Origin of the sequence: Lysinibacillus sp. NPDC095746, from assembly GCF_044763535.1 — a bacterium.
Lineage (GTDB): Bacteria > Bacillota > Bacilli > Bacillales_A > Planococcaceae > Lysinibacillus.
Genome location: NZ_JBIWGL010000005.1, coordinates 95,008 through 113,854 on the forward strand (window position 1 = coordinate 95,008; position 18,847 = coordinate 113,854).

The following is an 18,847-nucleotide window of genomic DNA, read 5'->3' on the forward strand; positions in this document are numbered from 1 at the left end:
TTATGACATGAAATAAAAAGTTTCGTTGTCTTTTAGATGTGTTTCTTATATAATATTACTGAATAATGATTCATTTTATCTTCGTTCAGTAGCAGACTCCTACCTCTGCGGTAGTGAGATGGATTCGGCTGTGATTCCATTTTAAGGGATTTCTATGCATCTACTGAATAAAGGTAAAGCCTCTGGCGGATGTCACGGATTTTCAAAGGAATGCTTAAACGATGTTAGCCTAAAACCTTCGCATCCTGCGAAAACAGCTAACTGACCTGCATCGGTAATAACGCCACGTCCTTGTGGCATTACCGAAATGACCGACATCGTGTCGGCACTCGTGCAGGCCTAGGCACAATTTAAAATCCTGACCTCAATTACGCCAAGGTGAAATTGATACGATAAGGGGATGGGGTAATTGAATTTAGTTTCAAGTGTTCGTCAGCAAGCATTAGAGCAACCGGATAAAATTGCGTATCATTTTATGGGGAAAGATACGACGTACGGTGAGTTTGAACACACGGTAGGTCGCTTTGCAAAGGGGTTACAAGATTTAGGGGTAGAAAAAGGGGACCATGTGGCGTGTTTACTCGGCAATACACCACATTATTTAATTGCGTTATATGCAACAATGCGTTTAGGAGCAACGGCAATTCCGATTAATCCAATTTATACACCGGATGAAATTTCGTATATTTTGCATAATGGTGATGTAAAAGCTGTGATTGCACTAGATGCACTTCTTCCATTAGTAGAAATGGGTGTACATGCTTTTCCACAAGTAAAAACATTTGTTGTTTGTGAAACAACAGAGGATGTTGCTGAAAAAGTAATGACTTTATCCGAAGAAGCACAGGCAAAAATTCATTTATTTTCACAAGTGATTGCTAGTGCATCGGACTCTCTCCAACCAGTAGAAGTAGCTGACGATGATAATGCAATTATTTTATATACTTCAGGAACGACAGGTACTCCGAAGGGTGCAATGCTGACTCATAGAAATATCTATTCAAATGCACGAGATGTTGCACATTATTTAGGCTATAAAGCAGATGATCGTGTTATTGCAACGTTACCAGTTTTCCATGTATTTGCATTAACTGTCGTCGCCAATGCACCTTTATTGAGTGGAGCAACGATTTTACTTGTACCACGTTTTAGTCCAACTGAAATCTTTAAATTAACGAAGGAACAAAAGGCAACCGTCTTCGCTGGTGTGCCAACTATGTATAACTTCTTGTATCAATTACCTGATAGCAACCCTGAAGATTTCTCTACAATACGTTTAGCGATTTCAGGTGGCGCGTCTTTACCGGTAGCACTATTACATAATTTCGAGAAGAAATTTAATGTGCGTGTATCAGAGGGCTTTGGCTTATCAGAAGCCTCACCAGTAACGTGCTTTAACCCATTGGATCGTGAGCGTAAGGCAGGTTCTATTGGGACATCCATTTCCAATGTGGAAAATAAGGTGGTGGATGTAAACGGTCAGGAAGTGCCTGTTGGAGAAGTAGGGGAGCTCATTGTACGAGGGCCTAACGTTATGAAGGGCTATTATAAATTACCTGAAGAAACAGCGATGGCTATACGTGATGGCTGGTTATATACAGGGGACTTAGCTAGAGTTGACGAAGAAGGGTATTTCTACATCGTTGACCGTAAAAAAGATATGATTATTGTAGGTGGATTTAATGTCTATCCAAGAGAGGTTGAAGAAGTACTCTTTGCTCATAATAATATTGTTGAAGCGGCAGTTGTAGGCTACCCAGACCCTAATTTAGGAGAAGCAGTACATGCATATGTTGTCTTAAAAGATGCAGAAGCAACTTCGACAGAAGACCTTCTAGCATACTGTGCAAAGCATATGGTGAAATACAAGGTTCCTAAAGTAATTGAGATTATGGATGAATTACCGAAAAATACGACAGGAAAAATTTTGCGTCGTACATTAAAAGAAAAAGTATAAGAAACAGTAGCTGCTATTGAAAAAAATAGTAGCTTTTTTGTATTCTTTGAAAACCCCTTGCTATGGAGGGATTCCGGAAAGCTTTTAGCTATGGACAAGAAAAAAACCCCAATCATACAATGAAGGTGGTCTGGTCAACCGACTCCATGCGAAAGGGGTACCCAAATGGATAATAAAAGTTTAGCACATACGAAATGAAATTGTAAGTATCAGTTGAAGATCAATTGCCCCTAAAGTTCAATTGATTAGGGGCCACAATTGTATTCTGTGAGATAGCGCGTTAGCACATAAATGTTTGCATAGAATGTGAGATTTTAGCTAGTGTGCCTCTAGTGAGGGACGAGGAACACCCACTGCTTCACTTTAGGCCAATATTACAGCAATGTAAAAAAGCATGGCCACTTCTTTAAATAAGTTGAGTGTATATGTCTGTAAGTGATAAAATCAAACTTGTGAAATCTACATACTTTTTAAAGGCTTGTCATATAGTGAGGGAGAAGTAACATCAATAACTGTAAAGAAAATGGAACCTTTGGTGTCTAGCTACGTCAAAACCTTTAGAAAATTTAATTGAAAGAGAGCATAGGAAAAATGATAGAACTCATCAAGGAGTTAATTAGTTTTATTATGCATATTGATGTGCATTTAGAGGAGATCATTCATAAGTTTGGTAATTTGAGTTATTTCGTTCTATTTGCAATCGTTTTTGTTGAAACAGGTGTCGTAATTTTCCCATTCTTGCCAGGTGATTCGTTGCTTTTTGCAAGTGGTACATTAGCAGCAGCAATGGGCGCATTTAATATGTGGATATTAATTCCTGTGTTTTTAGCGGCTGCCATTTTAGGGGATACGATGAACTATCATATTGGTCATAAAGTAGGGACATCCATTCCACCGAAGAGCTTCCTTGGTAGAGTCGTAAAAAAAGAGCGTATGGAAGCAGCAGAAAAGTTTTTTAATAAACACGGTGGAAAAACGATTGTCATCGCGCGTTTTATGCCTTTCATCCGTACATTCATACCATTTGTTGCAGGGGCTAGTAAAATGAAGTATGGCTACTTTATTATGTATAATATTTTAGGTGCAGTGTTATGGGTATTCAGCTGTACATTACTAGGTTATTTCTTTGGTAATATTCCAATTATTAAAGATAACTTCTCAACGGTTCTTATATTAATTATTTTAATTTCCGTTGTACCAGCTGTTATTGGTGCTATTAAATCAAAAACGAGTAGAAAATAAAAAAAGGACAGTCTAAATGTGATAAAAAATCACTGCGGACTGTCCTTGTTTTTTTCTATCATCTAAAAAAGACCTTGGGAGTCTTTCAGAACTGTACTTCGTGGAATGTCGATAACAATGACATTTGGATTGGAATAGCTCATTACATATGATTCACGTTCTAGCTCACGATTCATATCTAAAATACCTAATGTTGCTTTTATACGAAAATAATTTACTTGTTGTCTAGCAAGAGATTCAATAAATAGCTGGTTTTGTGCCACGTATATGTTAGGTAACGGTACTTCGTTTGAAAGATCAATACCTTCTATAATGACAGGAAGTTGATAATAGGTAACAAGAGCATTTCCAGATTCCATATTGTCATTATAGCGCACTCGAATAGTAACTCTTGAACCACTGTCACCTTCATTTATAACAACAGGTAATGTATCTCCTTCATATCTTAGCTCCCACGTTTTCCTTTTGTATTCCTCTGTTAAATAAGAAGAATCGTTTTCTTGATCGTACTTTTGTATTTGATCTGATTTTTTCTCAACTTGTTTAATTTCAGTAGGAGAAAGTATTGGTATTTTTGATTCTGAAAAAAAACTAATATAAATGAAGGCGATCAGTCCAAGTACGATATAGCTAGTAATGCCAATTATAATACGCTTAGGGGTCCAAATATTTTTAGCTTTTTTCCCTAATTTACTTAGTAGTATATAAATAGCAATTACCAGTAGTATTGTAATAAAAAAGAATAGTGTAGTCGCCGTCATTTGCGAGTCACCTCCGATTTATCAGCAATCCAAATAGTGAGGCTAAAGCATAGTAGAGCCATAAGCAAATAAAGAACACTAATCATAAGATTGGATAACATTATTAATGACCTAACATTTATCGACTCTGGTGACATAAAAAATAATATAAAGCCAAGCAGCAGAAAAGTAGATACAAGTATTTTTATCGCTACTGGCCCCTTGAAGCTGGTGCCTAATAGTAAGCCGATTGCGCCAAATAAACAGACGCTACTAAAACATAATAGTAATATTGATGGTGAAATAAATAGATCTTCTATTATAAAGGATTTTTTCTCCACTAATAAAATTCCGAATACTTGTAAATAGTAAGTAGAAATCATAATGATGACCGCGATAAAACTGTAAATAATCATGACAAATATATTGGCTATGGCGCTAGATGTTCGACTAGAAATAACGGATAAGTCATCAATACGATACGCTTTTGTCGTAAAGAGAAGTGCTACAATAAATGCCCAAATTGCTGTAACAATTAGAAATGTATCGAGTGAGTAATTAAAGAAATGGACAGTTAAATTTTCTCCCCCATGACCAGAAGACCCACTCCCTGAGCTTGATGTTAAAAGCCCAAAAATGATTTGTACAATAACTAAGGAACTAAGGGCAGAAATATATAATTTTGCTTTCCATTTCACTTGTTTTTTAACAATGGTTTTCAGTGAAATATTAGTCAAAGATTGCATCAATATCACTTCCTTTTTTACTTGTTAGATACTTGCACACTTCACTTGCTGTAAGGGATGATACTGTGATGCCTTTTACTCGAAGTATTTCTTCTGAGACGAATAAATTACTAGCATCTATTATTGCTGAGGTCATCCCTGCCATAATCTTTTGAGCGTATACTTCCGTCTCAGAGAGCAGTTCTGCAAGTGCATCGCTTGGTCCACTAAGTGATATAAGCTGTTCCTTAAATTCATCCAATGGTTCGTGGGCAATGACAGAGCCTTCATCTATTAATATAATTTCTTCTAAAATAGATTCCATCTCTTGCAAATGGTGACTACTAATTAAAAATGTTCGTGGAAAGGCTAGGTATTCCTTTAAAATCGCCCTGTAAAAATCTGTACGAATCACTTCGTCCATACCATTCATCGGTTCGTCTAAAATTGTCAGTGCACAGCGGCTTACTAATCCGTAAACAAGGTTAAAGGTTGCTAATTGACCTTTAGATAATTGCTGATGCTTTGCTGTGAGATCTATACCTGCATAATCGAGCATGCGATAGGCTAACTCATTTTGCCAATTAGGATAAAAATCAGCGCCCATCTTTAGAATATCCTCGAGTGACAAATAATCAGAAAAGCTTAATTGATCATCGATAAAAATCATATTGGCAGCAGTATGAATATTATTAAAGGGATTTTCATTAAACACTTTGCATGATCCAGTTGTAGGTTTTAGATAGCCAGCAAAAATATTAAGTAATGTCGACTTACCAGCACCGTTGCGACCAATAATGCCGATAATTTTCTCTGCTTTAATAGCGCAAGTTACGCGCTGTAGTGCATTACGGCGTCCAAAGCTTTTAGATAGCTCCTCACATTGAATAATATTCATTCCAATCCCTCCTGTGTTTTTCGAATAAGCACTAGCAATTCTTCATCAGATACAAGTAAACGTTTTGCCTCTAATACGATCTCTTGTGCCATTTTCGTCAATATTTCGTTTCGACGTTTCAATAAAATTCGTTCCTTTGCATCCGTAGCGACAAACATACCTAACCCCCGTTTTTTATATAAAAGTTGCTCTTCAAGTAAAATTGTCAGCCCTTTACCAGCTGTAGCAGGATTTATATTGAATAATTCAGCTAGCTGGTATTGTGAATAGACCTTCGCGTCTGTCTGTAATCGATCGGCGATGATTTCGTGCTGTAGCCATTCAGCAATTTGAATATAAATTGGTGTTGTACCATCTAGATGAACGTGCATCGAAAAACCCCCTTTCATTCCTATGTGACATAGTGCATTAGTGTTGTAATGTACTGTATATCGGAAACTGGAAAATGTCAATATGAAATGAAATTTTTTACAAAAATGTTTCGGGAAGATTAAGTGAAATTGAAAAAGATCTCTCTGGAAAAGGCATAAATGAAATATGTAGTTTGGATTTTTAGGGGCTAATCACCGAAAGTTGGGATTAAAGAGCATTGGAGTGAAGTGACCTTGGGATAGCGGCATAAAAGTGATAAAATCTTTTCTTGTATAGAATGTTAATTAATGTTAGGCGACTTTTAGACAGTTACTTGAATGATAAGCAGAGAGTAATGAAAGGTGCTATAATATTAATTACTAGAATATGGAGAAATGGGGGGCGACGAAATGGAAGTATTTATCGGCAGACAGCCTATCTTTAACCTTCATGAACAAGTCGTTGCGTATGAATTATTATATCGTAGCAAAAACGTAAATGCTTTTCCGATAGTCGATCCAGATGCTGCAACAATCGATGTACTAGTAAACTCATTTCTTTCAATTGGCATTGAAGAGGTAACAAAAGGTAAACCTAGTTTTGTTAATTTTACAGAAAACTTACTTAAGAGTTCCTTAAATGAATTTTTAAATCCATCGCAAGTTGTTATTGAGATTTTAGAGAATGTCCCTATTACAACTCAGTTAGTCGAGAGAGTTATTGAGCTAAAATCATATGGGTTTCAAATTGCATTAGATGATTTTATTTTGGATGATAAAGTACAAATTTATGATGAGTTATTTCCTTATATCGATTTTATAAAAGTTGATTTTTTAGTATCACCGTTATTGGAGCGCATGGAAATTGAAAATAAAGTGAAAGAAAATTTCCCTCACATAAAACTGCTGGCTGAGAAGGTTGAAACACGTAATCAATTTGAAGTGGCAAAGCATTCTGGCTATGAATTATTTCAAGGCTATTTTTTTGAACAACCTCAAATCATTACAGCTACCGATATACCTGCTAATACTATTCAATATTTATATATTATTACGCTATTAAAAGAAGAGGAACCAAATATCCAATTATTAGCTGATAATATCGAGCGTGATATTTCTTTAACGTATAAATTATTGCAAATGGTTAATAACTCAGAGCTAAGGTCTAAATCCAAGGTACGTTCGATAAAACAAGCAATTATATTACTGGGCGTTTCAAATTTACAAAAGTGGATTTATTTATTGGCAATGCGAGAAATTGATAGAAATGCTGAAAATGATCTTTTTAAAGAAGTCATGCGTACTTCTTTATTTAGAGCAAAAGTTTGTGAGAAATTAGCCAAGCTTTCCTATAAGAAAAACTTCTCTGAATATTTTTTAGTCGGGATGTTTTCGTTGATAGACACTTTGTTGCAGAGACCGCTGGATGTTATTTTACAGCAGCTACCTTTTTCAGAAGAAATAACAGAAACGATTTTAGGTAATCAAACTGAAATGACACCTTATTTGGAATTCAGTATTGCGTTAGGTAAGTTAGATTGGTCTACTCTAGAAAATTTAGCTCCTCAGCTCAATATGAATTTCACAAATATTGATCTTTTATACAATGAAGCAATGGAGTGGGCAGAAAAATCTTTATAAAACAAGGATTTGTTTTTATCTTCAATGTCCTGTAGTGGGATTTGCAGTTACGTATATATTTTAGTGAAAAGTCAAAAATAAGCTATCTTAAAATTCTTTTTAAAATAGCTTATTTTTTATGTTTTTATTGGTCGCATCTTTTGTAGTAGGGGATGCATTTGTTAAAACTTATGCCATGTATTTAGTTGATTGGAATGGAGACTGGGCGACTCCTAGGGATCAGATTATACCCGCGAGTGAAGCGGCTCATTAGACGCCCCAGGAAGCTTTGCTCTGCTCGAAAGCGGAGTGTCAACAACGAAGTCCCTGTCGGAACGGAAATCAACCACATGTTATGGTGATGAACTCATGTTTCCTTCATCAAGACGAAGTTCTCAATGCGAATACTATTTGCTATAATCATCTCGTATTTAAAAGATTCTGATAGTTGAAGTGGGTGGGGAAATGAGTCAAATTCGTGGTGTAAGGGAAAGCATTGTGGAGTATATGTACGTCATCGTAGGAGCAGCAATTATTGCTATTGGCTTCAATGTATTTTTACTGCCAAATCAAGTAGCTTCTGGCGGAGTAAGTGGGATTAGTACAATTTTACACGGTTTATTTGGTTGGAATCCAGGCTTTATCCAATATGCATTCAATATTCCATTATTTATAGCAGGTGTAGTCGTACTTGGGAAAAAATTTGGAATCAAATCGTTTATTGGAACAATAACATTACCGTTTATTGTATTACTAACGAATAGTTGGGGGCCTTGGACAGATAATCCTTTACTCGGTGCACTTTTTGGGGGAATTGTGGTCGGTTTAGGAATAGGACTTGTCTTTAAGGGGAATGCTTCTACTGGTGGCACTGATTTACTAGCACAAATAATTACAAAGTATAGCGGCATATCGCTTGGTACAAGCGTACTTTTAATTGATGGGATTATCGCAATTAGTGCAGCAATTGTTTTTGACTTAGAGAAAGGTTTGTATGCCCTTATAGGACTTTATGTCACTACAAAAACGATTGATATTATTCAGCTCGGCTTAAGTCAGTCTAAAATGGTTTATATTATTACGATGAAACAAGATGAAGTACGTGATGCCATTTATGCCGAGATTGATCGGGGAGTGACAAAGTTGCCTGCTATAGGTGGTTATACAAGGGAAGCACGACCAGTGCTCATGGTTGTTGTTTACCAAACAGAATTCACAAAGCTGAAACAACTCATTAAAAACGTTGACCCATCAGCGTTTGTTATCGTTTCTGATGCTTATGAGGTGTTAGGAGAAGGTTTCAAACGTGCATAATTTTGGTATAATGTCGGGGAAAGATACTTATTTACTTTTAGGAGGGGCCCTAATGAAAAAGGCAATGTTAACTTTAGCGATTGGTTCAGCAATCTTCTTAGCTGCTTGTGGCGGAGGTAAAACAACTTCAACTGAAGGTTCAAAAACTGCTACTCCAAATGGCGAAACAATTGCTATGAAATCTTGTATCACTTGCCATGGTAGCGAGCTACAAGGCCAAAGTAATGCACCAAAAATTAGCGACGTAGGCTCTCGTTTAACAGAAAAAGAAATTTTAAATGTTATTGAAAATGGTAAAGGTACAATGCCTCCAGGTGTTGTTAAAGGTGCCGATGCAGAAGCAGTTGCCAAATGGTTAGCTACTCAAAAATAAAACGAAATGAAACTAGCGGGCTGGAGAACCGCTAGTTTTTTATATTTTGTAGATTTCTTAGTCAGGGCAGACAGAGTGTAAATACATTTCTTTTATACATAGACATGCTAAAATAAGGTGAAACTGCAATCATTAGGCTGATTGCTAGTTAACTTAAACATATTCGATTCCTTTGAATGGAGGCTACTAAACATTGGTCGTAGTATTAACAAGAGACGTTATGGAGAAATTTAAGTTAGAACTATTAGCTGGTGAGGAAGGAATAGGAAGAACGATTGTTACTAGTGATATTTCAAGACCTGGGCTCGAGATGGCGGGTTATTTTACGCATTATCCTGCTAACCGAGTGCAATTGCTAGGAAAAACAGAACTATCCTTTTTTGAAATGCTGCCTTCAGATGTGAAACTGGAGCGCATGCGCCTTCTATGTTCGCAGGATACACCAGCTATTATTATTTCTCGTGATTTAGAGGTACCTAAGGAACTTATACAGGCGTCTAATGAAAAACATGTACCTGTATTTAAAACGCATATGACAACAACGAAATTTTCGAGTAGGCTAACTAACTATTTAGAAGGTCGCTTAGCACCAATGACTGCTGCTCACGGAGTTTTAGTCGATGTATACGGCATCGGTGTGCTAATTATCGGGAAAAGTGGTGTAGGGAAAAGTGAAACAGCACTAGAGCTTGTCAAGAAGGGGCACCGTTTAGTGGCTGATGATTGTGTTGAGATCCGTCAAGAATCAGAGAATTTTTTAATTGGGAGTCCACCTCCTCTTTTAGAACATTTACTCGAAATTCGAGGCATTGGTATTATCGATATTATGACACTTTTTGGAGCAAGTGCGGTACGACCGTACAAACGTATTACATTAGTTATCGAATTAGAAATATGGGATCCAGAAAAAGTATATGATCGTCTAGGTTTAGAGGAAGAAAAAATGAAAATCATTGATACGGAATTAACAAAGTTAACGATTCCTGTAAGACCTGGACGTAACGTGTCTGTTATTATTGAAGTAGCAGCAATGAACTATCGTTTGAAAAAGATGGGTGTTAATGCAGCCGAGGAGTTTTCTAGACGATTAGATGAAGTCATTTCATCAGCAGATGAATTGGACGACTAATCGTTTTTAACTTTTTTTAGCGAGTGTTTTTTGTACCGACAGCGTAGCGACAGATACAGAAGTTTTCTACCTTATAGGAGATGAATGCGAGTTACTTTCAGTGGGTGTACAAACATCCGCTGAAATAGAGGAACTGAGGCTAATAAAAACGCCTAGGTTGGCTAAGCCCCCGGTGGATGTCACGGAAATCGAAAAGTTCTTTGTACAAGCACAAAGCAGATTACCGGACGCGATTATGCCGAGGCATTAGCATTAAATGTAATGAATTGAGAGGAGTATAAGATGGACTTGTTATTATTAGAAATTAATCCGATTGCTTTCCATTTAGGACCTATCCCTGTTCGTTGGTATGGGTTACTAATCGTATCGGGTATTATTTTAGCTTATGTTGTAGGACAAAGAGAGGCTGTGAAGAGAGGCTTACCCGAGGATTTTCTTGCGGACTTATTACTATGGGCTGTTCCTATATCCATAATTTGTGCACGTATTTACTATGTTACGATGCGTTGGGATTATTATAGCGAAAACCCTGGGAAGATTATTGAAATTTGGAATGGTGGTATCGCTATTCACGGTGCTCTTATTGGTGCATTTTTGACAGCTTACATATTCACTCGTAGAAGAAATATTAGCTTTTTACGAGTAGCGGATATTGCGGCACCGAGTATTTTAATTGGGCAAATAATTGGCCGATGGGGAAATTTTATGAACCAGGAAGCTTATGGTGGTCCAGTATCACGTGAATTTTTAGAACATCTCATGCTACCGGATTGGATTATTAATCAAATGTATGTTGAAGAATTAGGGACATATGTACATCCTACTTTTTTATATGAATCCATCTGGAACTTTATTGGGCTAATAATTTTATTAGTTTTACGCAAAGTTAATTTAAATCGTGGTGAACTATTCTTCGGCTATTTAATTTGGTATTCGATCGGTCGTTTCTATATAGAAGGTATGCGTACAGATAGTCTATATTTAGTAGGAGATTTACGCTCTGCTCAGATTGTTTCTATCATAGGTATTGTAGTAGGGCTTGGCGCGATTATATACCGTCGTATAAAAGTAAAACCTGCAGTAAAGTATTTAGATAATAAATAAGGGGTGCAAAGCATGACTATAAAGGCATTACTATTTGATTTTGATGGTACATTACTTAATACAAATGATTTAATCATTCAAACATTTATGCATGTTTTAAACGAGCGATTTCCCGGGCAATATTCGCCAAAAGATTGTCTGAAATTCCTCGGGCCATCCTTGAAACAGACATTTTCTGACATTGCTCCTGGTGAAGAGGAAGCAATGATTACTAAATATCGTGAATATAATGAATTACATCACGATGAGCTTGTCACTCAATATCCTGAAGTTGTATCTACTTTAGAGCAATTAAAGGCTATGGGTATCAAGTTAGCGATTGTATCTACAAAACGTAATAAGATGATAGATCGGGGTCTATCTGTACTAGGTGCAAGTCATTTATTTGACATCCGTATTGGTACGGATGATGTGAAAAATGTAAAGCCTGACCCAGAACCAGTTTTGCTTGCGCTTGAACGACTTGGTGTAAACAAGGAAGATGCCATTATGATTGGCGACAATTCTCATGATATTGAGGCCGGGCACAACGCTGGAGTTAGAGCAGCCGGTGTCGCATGGGCTTTTAAAGGTGAGGAATACTTACAACAATTCAAGCCGGAATATATGTTACATCAGATGACGGATTTATTTGAAATTGTGAAAGCGGGGTAAGTAAATGGCACGTAAAACAGAACGCTACCGTGTCGAAGGAGCAAACTCGCTTTGGAATATTTATGATACGGTGTCCTTTTGGAAGGTGATGAAGTGTTTCGTTGTCATTCAAATAGGACGCTTCACACCATTTTTACGTGTGAAAAACTGGTTATATCGAACTTTTTTAAAAATGGAGATTGGTGACCAAACTTCCATAGCTTTAATGGTGATGCCAGATACAATGTTTCCGGAACGTATTCATATCGGTGATAATACCGTTATAGGCTTCAGTACGACTATTTTGGCGCATGAATATTTAATAGAGGAATATCGCCTTGGAGATGTTCATATTGGCAATGAAGTAATGGTTGGCGCCAATTCAACGATACTACCAGGTGTTACGATAGGTGACGGTGCGATTGTGTCAGCTGCAACTCTTGTGCATAAGGATGTGCCAGCTGGCTGTCTAGCAGGCGGTAATCCTATGCAAATAATTTATACAGCTGAACAAATGGCGGAGCGCAAACGCAATGAAGTAGTGGAATGGTGCACGCCGAAAAAATAATAACAAAAACTGTGCATGCTTTACTGTGCACAGTTTTTTTGTTGAAAACAATTGTAACAATGAAATTTAGTTTATCGGAACACTTTTAAAATTTATCACCCAATTGTTGAATTTTATCGACTAATTTTCACTTATTATCACTCAACTTTTGAATTTTATCGACATCCATTACACGGAGCCTCTACTCGCATGATTCGCTATACAAAGGGAATCAAAATAAGAGAGAAAAACTTGCTTTGCTGAATACGTTTTAATTTATTTATTTTCGAGTATAATTAACAGAATAATCAGTATTGAAATTATTTGATAATTTAGGTGAGTTGCATTGACTAGCGAGAAGAAATAAGTTAGAATTCTTTCATAATCTAATTCTCTAATACTCTAGTGAGTTAAAGTGAAACGTAAGGAAGTGTCAAAATTGTCGTCGATTAAAATGTTTGAAAAACCACTTGGAATGCGCGATACATTTCCGCAAATTTTTGAAAAGGTAGAGGCTGTAAGAAATACAGGGCGAGAGTTTTTATGCAGAAGAGGCTATGAATTTATTAAAACGCCTGCAGTCGAGTATTTTGATACAGTCGGCAAAGCATCCGCGATAGCCAATGCGCAATTATTTAAATTAGTAGATGGCCAGGGCAACACGTTAGTACTACGACCTGATATGACAACACCGATTGCACGAGTAGCAACATCAAAATTATTAAAAGAGATGATTCCCTTACGCCTTGCTTATTTTGCTAGTGTCTTTCGCGCACAGGAAGCGGAAGGTGGACGCCCAGCAGAATTTGATCAGATGGGGATTGAGTTAATTGGAGACAATTCCGTATATGCGGATGCTGAGGTTATTGTGACAGCAATGGAGTTATTACAGCAATTGGGATTAACGAAATTTAAAGTGACGATCGGACATGCGGGTATATTAAATTGTATTTTACAAGATTATACAGAAAGCGTTGATCAACAAAATATACTTCGGACGCTACTTGTACAACGCAATTACGTAGGGTTTGAAGACGCGGTAGAATCATTTAATTTACCTAAAACAAAATCCGATGCATTATTGCAATTTATTGAAGAAGCAATGCATTTAAAAGAAATTCAAGATATTGAAAAATATGTGCGAAAAAATGACGCATTAGAATATATGCAACAGCTCGCTAAGCTACTTGAAATGGCAAACTTAGCGGATTATGTAGCCTTTGATTTTACACTTTCTAGTCACATGAGTTATTACACAGGCATGTTATTTGAAGTGTTTGCAACCGGCAGTGGATTTCCATTAGGCAATGGGGGACGCTATGACGGATTGCTGGAGGTATTTGGCTCAAAAGTAGGTGCTACAGGATTTAGTATTCGTGTTGACCGCCTATTAGAAACAATTGATGCCCAATCTCATGAACGACAAGAAGCTACAGTCGTGCTATTTGAGGAAGAACAATTTGAAGCGGCTCTTACGAAGGTACAGACGCTACGTGTACCCGGTAAACAGGTTACCTTACAGTTAAGGAGTAGCCTTGTCGATGAAGAAGCTTTTTTAGCACACTTTACAGAAGTAGTTGTGGTGGGACAGGAGGACGTTGACGGTGAATGAATTAACGATTGCTATGCCGAAGGGACGCATTTTTGACGAAGCATATCGGATGCTTTTAGAAGCTGGCTTTAAGTTACCAGAAGAAGTCGAAATGTCTCGTAAATTAATGCTTGAAATTCCAGAAGAAAAAATACGTTTTATATTAGCAAAGCCAATGGATGTTCCTGTTTATGTTGAACATGGTGTAGCGGACATTGGTATTGCCGGGAAGGATGTTTTGTTAGAACAGCAACGAGAAGTGCATGAATTGCTGGATTTAAAAATAAGTACTTGTTATATCGCATCAGCAGGCTTACCAGATACGACGATGAATGAAATTGCACCAAGAATAGCGACGAAATATCCTAATATTGCAATGAAATATTATAAGGGTATTGGAGAGCAGGTTGAAATTATTGAGCTAAATGGATCGATTGAATTGGCGCCCATGATTGGCTTGGCAGATCGAATTGTTGATATTGTTTCAACGGGCCGGACATTGAAAGAAAATGGCTTAGTGAAGTATGAATTTATTACAGACGTATCATCACGCTTAATTGCCAACCCAGTAAGTTATCGCATGAAGAGCGATCGTATTATCGATCTCGTGAAACGTTTGAAAAAATGCGTTAAATAAAAATGTCTACTGTCTGGAAGAGGCACATTCCTAGATTTAAAGGAGATTAATCCTATGAAAATAGTAAAGCTAGAAAAAGGTATTTCCTTAAAACGACCACTGGAAGGTGGAAATGAAGAACAGTTAAAGATTGTACGTCAAGTATTGAAAGATGTTCGCGCACAGGGTGACGCAGCCATACGTTTTTATACAGAAAAATGGGATGGCTTTGCCCCTGACTATTTACGCGTAACGAAGAAAGAGATAGAAGAGGGCGCTAATACAATTGATCAACAGCTTTATGCTGATTTAACAGAAGCTGCTCAAAACATTCGCCTTTATCACGAGCAGCAAAAACGTGCAGGTTATCGCTTGGAACTGACAGATGGTTCATGGCTTGGACAACGCATTACGGCTCTCGATGCAGTTGGTCTTTATGTTCCTGGTGGTACAGCAGCATACCCTTCTTCGGTCTTGATGAACGTTATTCCTGCACAAGTTGCTGGTGTCCAGCGCATTGTTATGACATCTCCAGCAGGTCGCGATGGAAAATTACCTCCAGGTGTGCTTGCTGCAGCGCATATTTTAGGAGTAGAAGAAATATACAAAATCGGTGGAGCTCAGGCGATTGCAGCTCTTGCGTATGGTACAGAGACTATTTCTCCAGTTGATAAAATTACGGGTCCAGGAAATATTTTTGTAGCATTAGCAAAACGTGAAGTGTTTGGTGAGGTAGCCATTGACATGATTGCTGGCCCAAGTGAAATTGCCGTGTTAGCAGACGACACAGCATTTGCTGATGAAATCGCAGCCGATCTTTTATCGCAGGCTGAACACGATAAATTAGCTTGTGCCATTTTAGTAACGACTTCTGAGCAATTGGCTATAAAAGTAGCTAATGAAGTGGAGAAGCAACTAACGACTTTACCGCGTGAAGAGGTAGCACGTGCATCGATAGAAAACTTTGGTGTCATTTATGTGGCTGAAACGATGGTAGATGCTGTAGATGCCATTAATTCGCTAGCGCCTGAGCATTTAGAAATTGTCACAAAAAATGCGGAGGCTGTAGCTGAGCAAGTACGACATGCAGGGGGGATTTTCATTGGCCGTTATAGCTCTGAACCAGTTGGTGATTACTTTGCAGGGACAAATCATGTGCTGCCAACGAATAGCACTGCACGCTTTGCAAGTGGCTTAAATGTCGATGATTTTGTGAAAAAATCGAGCGTCGTTTTTTATAGTGAAAAAACTTGGGCAGAAAACGCACCGAAAATTGCACGTCTAGCACGTATGGAAGGCTTAGAGGGTCATGCGCGTGCAGTGGAATCGCGTGGCTGGGAAAAGGGGTAATACAATGACTGAAAAGAAACGATATGCAAAAGTTGAACGTACAACAAATGAAACGCAAATTTCTGTAGCTATCGATTTAGATGGTGAAGGGAAAGCAAATATTAAAACAGGTGTTGGCTTTATGGATCACATGCTTGACCTATTTATTAAACATGGGCTTTTTGATGGGACGATAGAAGCGAATGGTGATACGTATATAGATGATCATCATACAACAGAAGATCTAGGAATTGTCTTAGGCCAAGCTATTCGTGAAGCGCTCGGTGATAAAAAAGGAATAAAGCGTTACGGCATAGCATTTGTGCCAATGGATGATGCACTTGCACAGGTCGTTGTAGATTGCTCCAATCGTCCTCACTTAGAATATCGTGTGCCACAGTTGAAGGAAAAGGTCGGTAGCTTCGATACTGAATTAGTACATGAATTTTTGTGGAAGTTTGCACTTGAGGCTCGGATGAATGTTCATGTGATCGTACCTTATGGCCATAATACACATCATATTATTGAAGCTATTTTTAAAGCGTTAGCACGTGCCATTGACGCAGCAGTGGAAATCGATCCACGTGTTAAAGGTGTACCATCGACTAAGGGGCTGTTAACGTGAAAATAGGTGTTATTGATTATGGAATGGGCAATTTATTTAGCGTTGAACAAGCATTAAAACGACTTGGCTGTGAGGTTGTTGTTACGGCTAACGAGACAGTGCTAGATGCAACAGATGCACTGTTGCTTCCTGGTGTTGGAGCGTTTCCAGATGCCATCAAACGTTTAGCTGAAACGAATTTAGATCAATATTTACACAAGGTGAAAGCAGAAAATCGACCACTTCTCGGAATTTGCTTAGGCATGCAATTGTTATTTGAGCAAAGTGAAGAAGTGTCCCCGACGAAGGGGCTGGGCTTTTTTAAAGGCAGCATTAAACGATTTACTGGTGACAACGCTGGGCAGAAGTATCGAGTGCCGCATATGGGATGGAATGAGCTCGTCGTGACAAAGCATCCTTCTTGGTTAAATGGTGAAGTAACGGCAAAGCATGTTTATTTTGTGCACTCATTTTATGCAACTGATATCGAGGAAACGGAGCTTGTCGCTTATGCGGATTATTATGGTATTAAAGTTCCTGGCATTGTGGCAAATGGCTCTATTACGGGCATGCAGTTCCATCCTGAAAAGTCAGGCGAACTAGGTGTGCATTTATTAGAGCAATGGTTGAAGGGGGTGGCATCATGTTAACAAAGCGCATTATTCCATGTCTTGATGTGAAAGAGGGACGTGTTGTCAAAGGTGTACAGTTTGTGTCTTTACGTGATGCGGGTGACCCAGTTGAGCTTGCTAAGTTTTATGATGAGCAAGGGGCAGATGAGCTTGTGTTTCTAGATATTTCGGCATCACATGAAGGACGTCAAACAATGGTGGATGTCGTACGGCAAACTGCAGCCACATTAGCCATTCCATTCACAGTAGGTGGTGGAATTCGAACATTAGATGATATGAAACGTATTTTACGTGCAGGTGCCGATAAAGTATCAGTGAATACTTCTGCTTTAGAGCGTCCAGATCTTATTAAAGAAGGTTCTGACTTTTTTGGCGCACAATGTATTGTTGTAGCTATTGATGCCCGCTATAGCGAAGAAGATGCCACGTGGATGGTTTATACGCATGGGGGCCGAAACAAAACAATATGGCGAGCAACTGAATGGGCGAAGGAAGCGGTTCGCTTAGGTGCAGGTGAAATTTTATTAACGAGTATGAATCAGGACGGTGAGAAATCCGGTTTTGATTTAGCGTTAACAAAAGCTGTGAGAGAGGCTGTGACAGTTCCTGTTATTGCAAGCGGAGGTGCAGGGAATGCCGAACATTTTAACGAGGTATTAGCTGAAGGTATCGATGCAGATGCAGCACTTGCGGCATCCATCTTCCATTATAAAGAAACGAGCGTAGCACAAGTAAAAGAATACTTACGTGAAAAAGGAGTGACAGTGAGATGATTGACAGCATTAAATTTGATGAAAAAGGTCTTGTCACTGCGGTTGTACAAGATGCAAATACAAAAGAAATACTAACTGTAGCGTATATGAATAAAGAATCTCTAGAAAAAACGCTTGAATCAGGAGAAACATGGTTTTTCTCACGTTCACGTCAAGAGCTCTGGCACAAAGGGGCAACGAGTGGTCATACGCAAAAAGTGGTATCTATCAAGGCGGACTGTGATGGTGACGCATTAATTGTGGAAGTAATTCCTGCTGGACCGGCTTGTCATACTGGAACAACTTCTTGCTTTACGGAGATTATTCAGCACAATGCCAAGGTCGGATCTGTTGAGACTCTTTCTAAACTCGTAAAGGTCATTGAAAAGCGCGAGCAAGAAATGCCAGAAGGGGCGTATACTACATATTTGTTCGATAAAGGAATCGATAAAATTTGTAAAAAAGTTGGAGAAGAAGCGACTGAAGTTGTCATAGGTGCAAAAAATCGCGATGCAGAAGAAGTGAAATGGGAGGCTGCCGATTTAATGTATCACTTACTAGTATTACTGCAAGAGCAAAAAGTAAGTATTTATGACGTGTTACATGTGTTAGAAAAACGTCACGAGGAGAAATAACGGCATATTGCTTATTGTATGTTATAATAGAAGTTACTGTGTAAAGGAACGTATAA

The 18,847-nt window shown here is 38.1% G+C and carries 20 protein-coding genes; 16 read left to right on the forward strand and 4 right to left on the reverse strand.

Features of this window, described 5'->3' with window-relative positions:
- The first annotated feature begins 409 nt into the window (after positions 1–409).
- Together ACIQ7N_RS05630 and ACIQ7N_RS05635 are read left to right on the forward strand one after the other, a co-directional pair.
- Positions 410–1,957, forward strand: a complete 1,548-nt coding sequence (locus tag ACIQ7N_RS05630) for a fatty acid--CoA ligase family protein (protein WP_402930715.1) — start codon at positions 410–412, stop codon at positions 1,955–1,957.
- A gap of 594 nt (positions 1,958–2,551) precedes the next feature.
- Positions 2,552–3,199 carry a VTT domain-containing protein gene (locus ACIQ7N_RS05635; RefSeq protein ID WP_323654979.1) on the forward strand — a complete coding sequence of 216 codons (648 nt, stop codon included), beginning with the start codon at positions 2,552–2,554 and terminating at the stop codon, positions 3,197–3,199.
- A gap of 62 nt (positions 3,200–3,261) precedes the next feature.
- Here ACIQ7N_RS05635 and ACIQ7N_RS05640 read toward each other — a convergent pair whose 3' ends face one another.
- Genes ACIQ7N_RS05640 through ACIQ7N_RS05655 form a run of 4 tightly spaced genes read right to left on the reverse strand, consistent with a single transcriptional unit; the run spans position 3,262 to position 5,933 of the window.
- Positions 3,262–3,960, reverse strand: coding sequence for a hypothetical protein (locus ACIQ7N_RS05640; protein ID WP_402930717.1), 699 nt, complete (start codon positions 3,958–3,960; stop codon positions 3,262–3,264).
- Entirely contained in the window at positions 3,957–4,685 is a 729-nt protein-coding gene (locus ACIQ7N_RS05645) for a hypothetical protein (protein ID WP_402930719.1), read from the reverse strand. The genes ACIQ7N_RS05640 and ACIQ7N_RS05645 overlap by 4 nt, the downstream gene beginning before the upstream one ends.
- A complete protein-coding gene (locus tag ACIQ7N_RS05650; RefSeq protein ID WP_402930721.1) occupies positions 4,669–5,562 on the reverse strand; it encodes an ATP-binding cassette domain-containing protein in 894 nt (297 codons plus the stop codon). Before ACIQ7N_RS05650 ends, ACIQ7N_RS05645 begins: the two co-directional genes overlap by 17 nt.
- Entirely contained in the window at positions 5,559–5,933 is a 375-nt protein-coding gene (locus ACIQ7N_RS05655) for a GntR family transcriptional regulator (RefSeq protein WP_132362042.1), read from the reverse strand. The genes ACIQ7N_RS05650 and ACIQ7N_RS05655 overlap by 4 nt, the downstream gene beginning before the upstream one ends.
- 390 nt (positions 5,934–6,323) lie before the next feature.
- On the opposite strand from ACIQ7N_RS05655, the gene ACIQ7N_RS05660 reads away from it, so the two are divergent.
- The 14 genes from ACIQ7N_RS05660 (at position 6,324) to hisIE (ending at position 18,791) form a co-directional block, all read left to right on the forward strand.
- Positions 6,324–7,553 carry an EAL and HDOD domain-containing protein gene (locus tag ACIQ7N_RS05660; protein ID WP_402930723.1) on the forward strand — a complete coding sequence of 410 codons (1,230 nt, stop codon included), beginning with the start codon at positions 6,324–6,326 and terminating at the stop codon, positions 7,551–7,553.
- A 444-nt stretch (positions 7,554–7,997) separates the two neighbouring features.
- Positions 7,998–8,846 carry a YitT family protein gene (locus ACIQ7N_RS05665; protein ID WP_402930725.1) on the forward strand — a complete coding sequence of 283 codons (849 nt, stop codon included), beginning with the start codon at positions 7,998–8,000 and terminating at the stop codon, positions 8,844–8,846.
- 52 nt (positions 8,847–8,898) lie between these two features.
- On the forward strand, positions 8,899–9,219 hold the full coding sequence (gene cccB, locus ACIQ7N_RS05670) for a cytochrome c551 (RefSeq protein WP_402930727.1): 321 nt from the start codon (positions 8,899–8,901) through the stop codon (positions 9,217–9,219).
- Between the two features lie 193 nt (positions 9,220–9,412).
- Entirely contained in the window at positions 9,413–10,348 is a 936-nt protein-coding gene (gene hprK / locus ACIQ7N_RS05675) for an HPr(Ser) kinase/phosphatase (RefSeq protein WP_132362034.1), read from the forward strand.
- A 282-nt stretch (positions 10,349–10,630) separates the two neighbouring features.
- On the forward strand, positions 10,631–11,452 hold the full coding sequence (gene lgt, locus ACIQ7N_RS05680) for a prolipoprotein diacylglyceryl transferase (RefSeq protein ID WP_402930729.1): 822 nt from the start codon (positions 10,631–10,633) through the stop codon (positions 11,450–11,452).
- 12 nt (positions 11,453–11,464) lie between these two features.
- Positions 11,465–12,106, forward strand: a complete 642-nt coding sequence (gene ppaX, locus ACIQ7N_RS05685) for a pyrophosphatase PpaX (RefSeq protein WP_402930731.1) — start codon at positions 11,465–11,467, stop codon at positions 12,104–12,106.
- 4 nt (positions 12,107–12,110) lie between these two features.
- Positions 12,111–12,653 carry an acyltransferase gene (locus tag ACIQ7N_RS05690; protein WP_402930733.1) on the forward strand — a complete coding sequence of 181 codons (543 nt, stop codon included), beginning with the start codon at positions 12,111–12,113 and terminating at the stop codon, positions 12,651–12,653.
- 418 nt (positions 12,654–13,071) lie between these two features.
- The gene (locus ACIQ7N_RS05695; RefSeq protein WP_402930735.1) at positions 13,072–14,244 is read left to right on the forward strand and encodes an ATP phosphoribosyltransferase regulatory subunit; all 1,173 of its coding nucleotides are present in this window, start codon (positions 13,072–13,074) and stop codon (positions 14,242–14,244) included.
- Complete coding sequence (gene hisG, locus ACIQ7N_RS05700) at positions 14,237–14,860, forward strand: ATP phosphoribosyltransferase (protein ID WP_402930737.1); 624 nt, start codon at positions 14,237–14,239, stop codon at positions 14,858–14,860. The genes ACIQ7N_RS05695 and hisG overlap by 8 nt, the downstream gene beginning before the upstream one ends.
- Before the next feature lie 54 nt (positions 14,861–14,914).
- Positions 14,915–16,189 carry a histidinol dehydrogenase gene (gene hisD, locus ACIQ7N_RS05705; RefSeq protein ID WP_402930739.1) on the forward strand — a complete coding sequence of 425 codons (1,275 nt, stop codon included), beginning with the start codon at positions 14,915–14,917 and terminating at the stop codon, positions 16,187–16,189.
- 4 nt (positions 16,190–16,193) lie between these two features.
- Positions 16,194–16,793: an imidazoleglycerol-phosphate dehydratase HisB gene (gene hisB / locus ACIQ7N_RS05710; protein WP_402930741.1), complete on the forward strand. Its 600-nt coding sequence runs from the start codon at positions 16,194–16,196 to the stop codon at positions 16,791–16,793.
- Positions 16,790–17,422 (forward strand): imidazole glycerol phosphate synthase subunit HisH, encoded by a 633-nt coding sequence (gene hisH / locus ACIQ7N_RS05715; RefSeq protein ID WP_402930743.1) that lies wholly within the window; start codon positions 16,790–16,792, stop codon positions 17,420–17,422. The genes hisB and hisH overlap by 4 nt, the downstream gene beginning before the upstream one ends.
- Positions 17,416–18,177 carry an imidazole glycerol phosphate synthase subunit HisF gene (gene hisF, locus ACIQ7N_RS05720; RefSeq protein WP_402930745.1) on the forward strand — a complete coding sequence of 254 codons (762 nt, stop codon included), beginning with the start codon at positions 17,416–17,418 and terminating at the stop codon, positions 18,175–18,177. Before hisH ends, hisF begins: the two co-directional genes overlap by 7 nt.
- Entirely contained in the window at positions 18,174–18,791 is a 618-nt protein-coding gene (gene hisIE / locus ACIQ7N_RS05725; protein WP_402930747.1) for a bifunctional phosphoribosyl-AMP cyclohydrolase/phosphoribosyl-ATP diphosphatase HisIE, read from the forward strand. The genes hisF and hisIE overlap by 4 nt, the downstream gene beginning before the upstream one ends.
- The last annotated feature ends 56 nt before the right edge of the window (positions 18,792–18,847 follow it).

What these genes read in the sequence shown, in the direction of transcription:
- ACIQ7N_RS05655 (WP_132362042.1), bottom strand. Translation starts at nt 5,933, where the DNA reads ATGCACGTTCATCTAGATGGTACAACACCAATTTATATTCAAATTGCT.
- ppaX (WP_402930731.1), top strand. Translation starts at nt 11,465, where the DNA reads ATGACTATAAAGGCATTACTATTTGATTTTGATGGTACATTACTTAAT.
- lgt (WP_402930729.1), top strand. Translation starts at nt 10,631, where the DNA reads ATGGACTTGTTATTATTAGAAATTAATCCGATTGCTTTCCATTTAGGA.
- cccB (WP_402930727.1), top strand. Translation starts at nt 8,899, where the DNA reads ATGAAAAAGGCAATGTTAACTTTAGCGATTGGTTCAGCAATCTTCTTA.
- hisF (WP_402930745.1), top strand. Translation starts at nt 17,416, where the DNA reads ATGTTAACAAAGCGCATTATTCCATGTCTTGATGTGAAAGAGGGACGT.
- ACIQ7N_RS05640 (WP_402930717.1), bottom strand. Translation starts at nt 3,960, where the DNA reads ATGACGGCGACTACACTATTCTTTTTTATTACAATACTACTGGTAATT.
- ACIQ7N_RS05665 (WP_402930725.1), top strand. Translation starts at nt 7,998, where the DNA reads ATGAGTCAAATTCGTGGTGTAAGGGAAAGCATTGTGGAGTATATGTAC.
- ACIQ7N_RS05660 (WP_402930723.1), top strand. Translation starts at nt 6,324, where the DNA reads ATGGAAGTATTTATCGGCAGACAGCCTATCTTTAACCTTCATGAACAA.
- ACIQ7N_RS05650 (WP_402930721.1), bottom strand. Translation starts at nt 5,562, where the DNA reads ATGAATATTATTCAATGTGAGGAGCTATCTAAAAGCTTTGGACGCCGT.
- ACIQ7N_RS05645 (WP_402930719.1), bottom strand. Translation starts at nt 4,685, where the DNA reads ATGCAATCTTTGACTAATATTTCACTGAAAACCATTGTTAAAAAACAA.
- hisIE (WP_402930747.1), top strand. Translation starts at nt 18,174, where the DNA reads ATGATTGACAGCATTAAATTTGATGAAAAAGGTCTTGTCACTGCGGTT.
- hisB (WP_402930741.1), top strand. Translation starts at nt 16,194, where the DNA reads ATGACTGAAAAGAAACGATATGCAAAAGTTGAACGTACAACAAATGAA.
- hisD (WP_402930739.1), top strand. Translation starts at nt 14,915, where the DNA reads ATGAAAATAGTAAAGCTAGAAAAAGGTATTTCCTTAAAACGACCACTG.
- ACIQ7N_RS05690 (WP_402930733.1), top strand. Translation starts at nt 12,111, where the DNA reads ATGGCACGTAAAACAGAACGCTACCGTGTCGAAGGAGCAAACTCGCTT.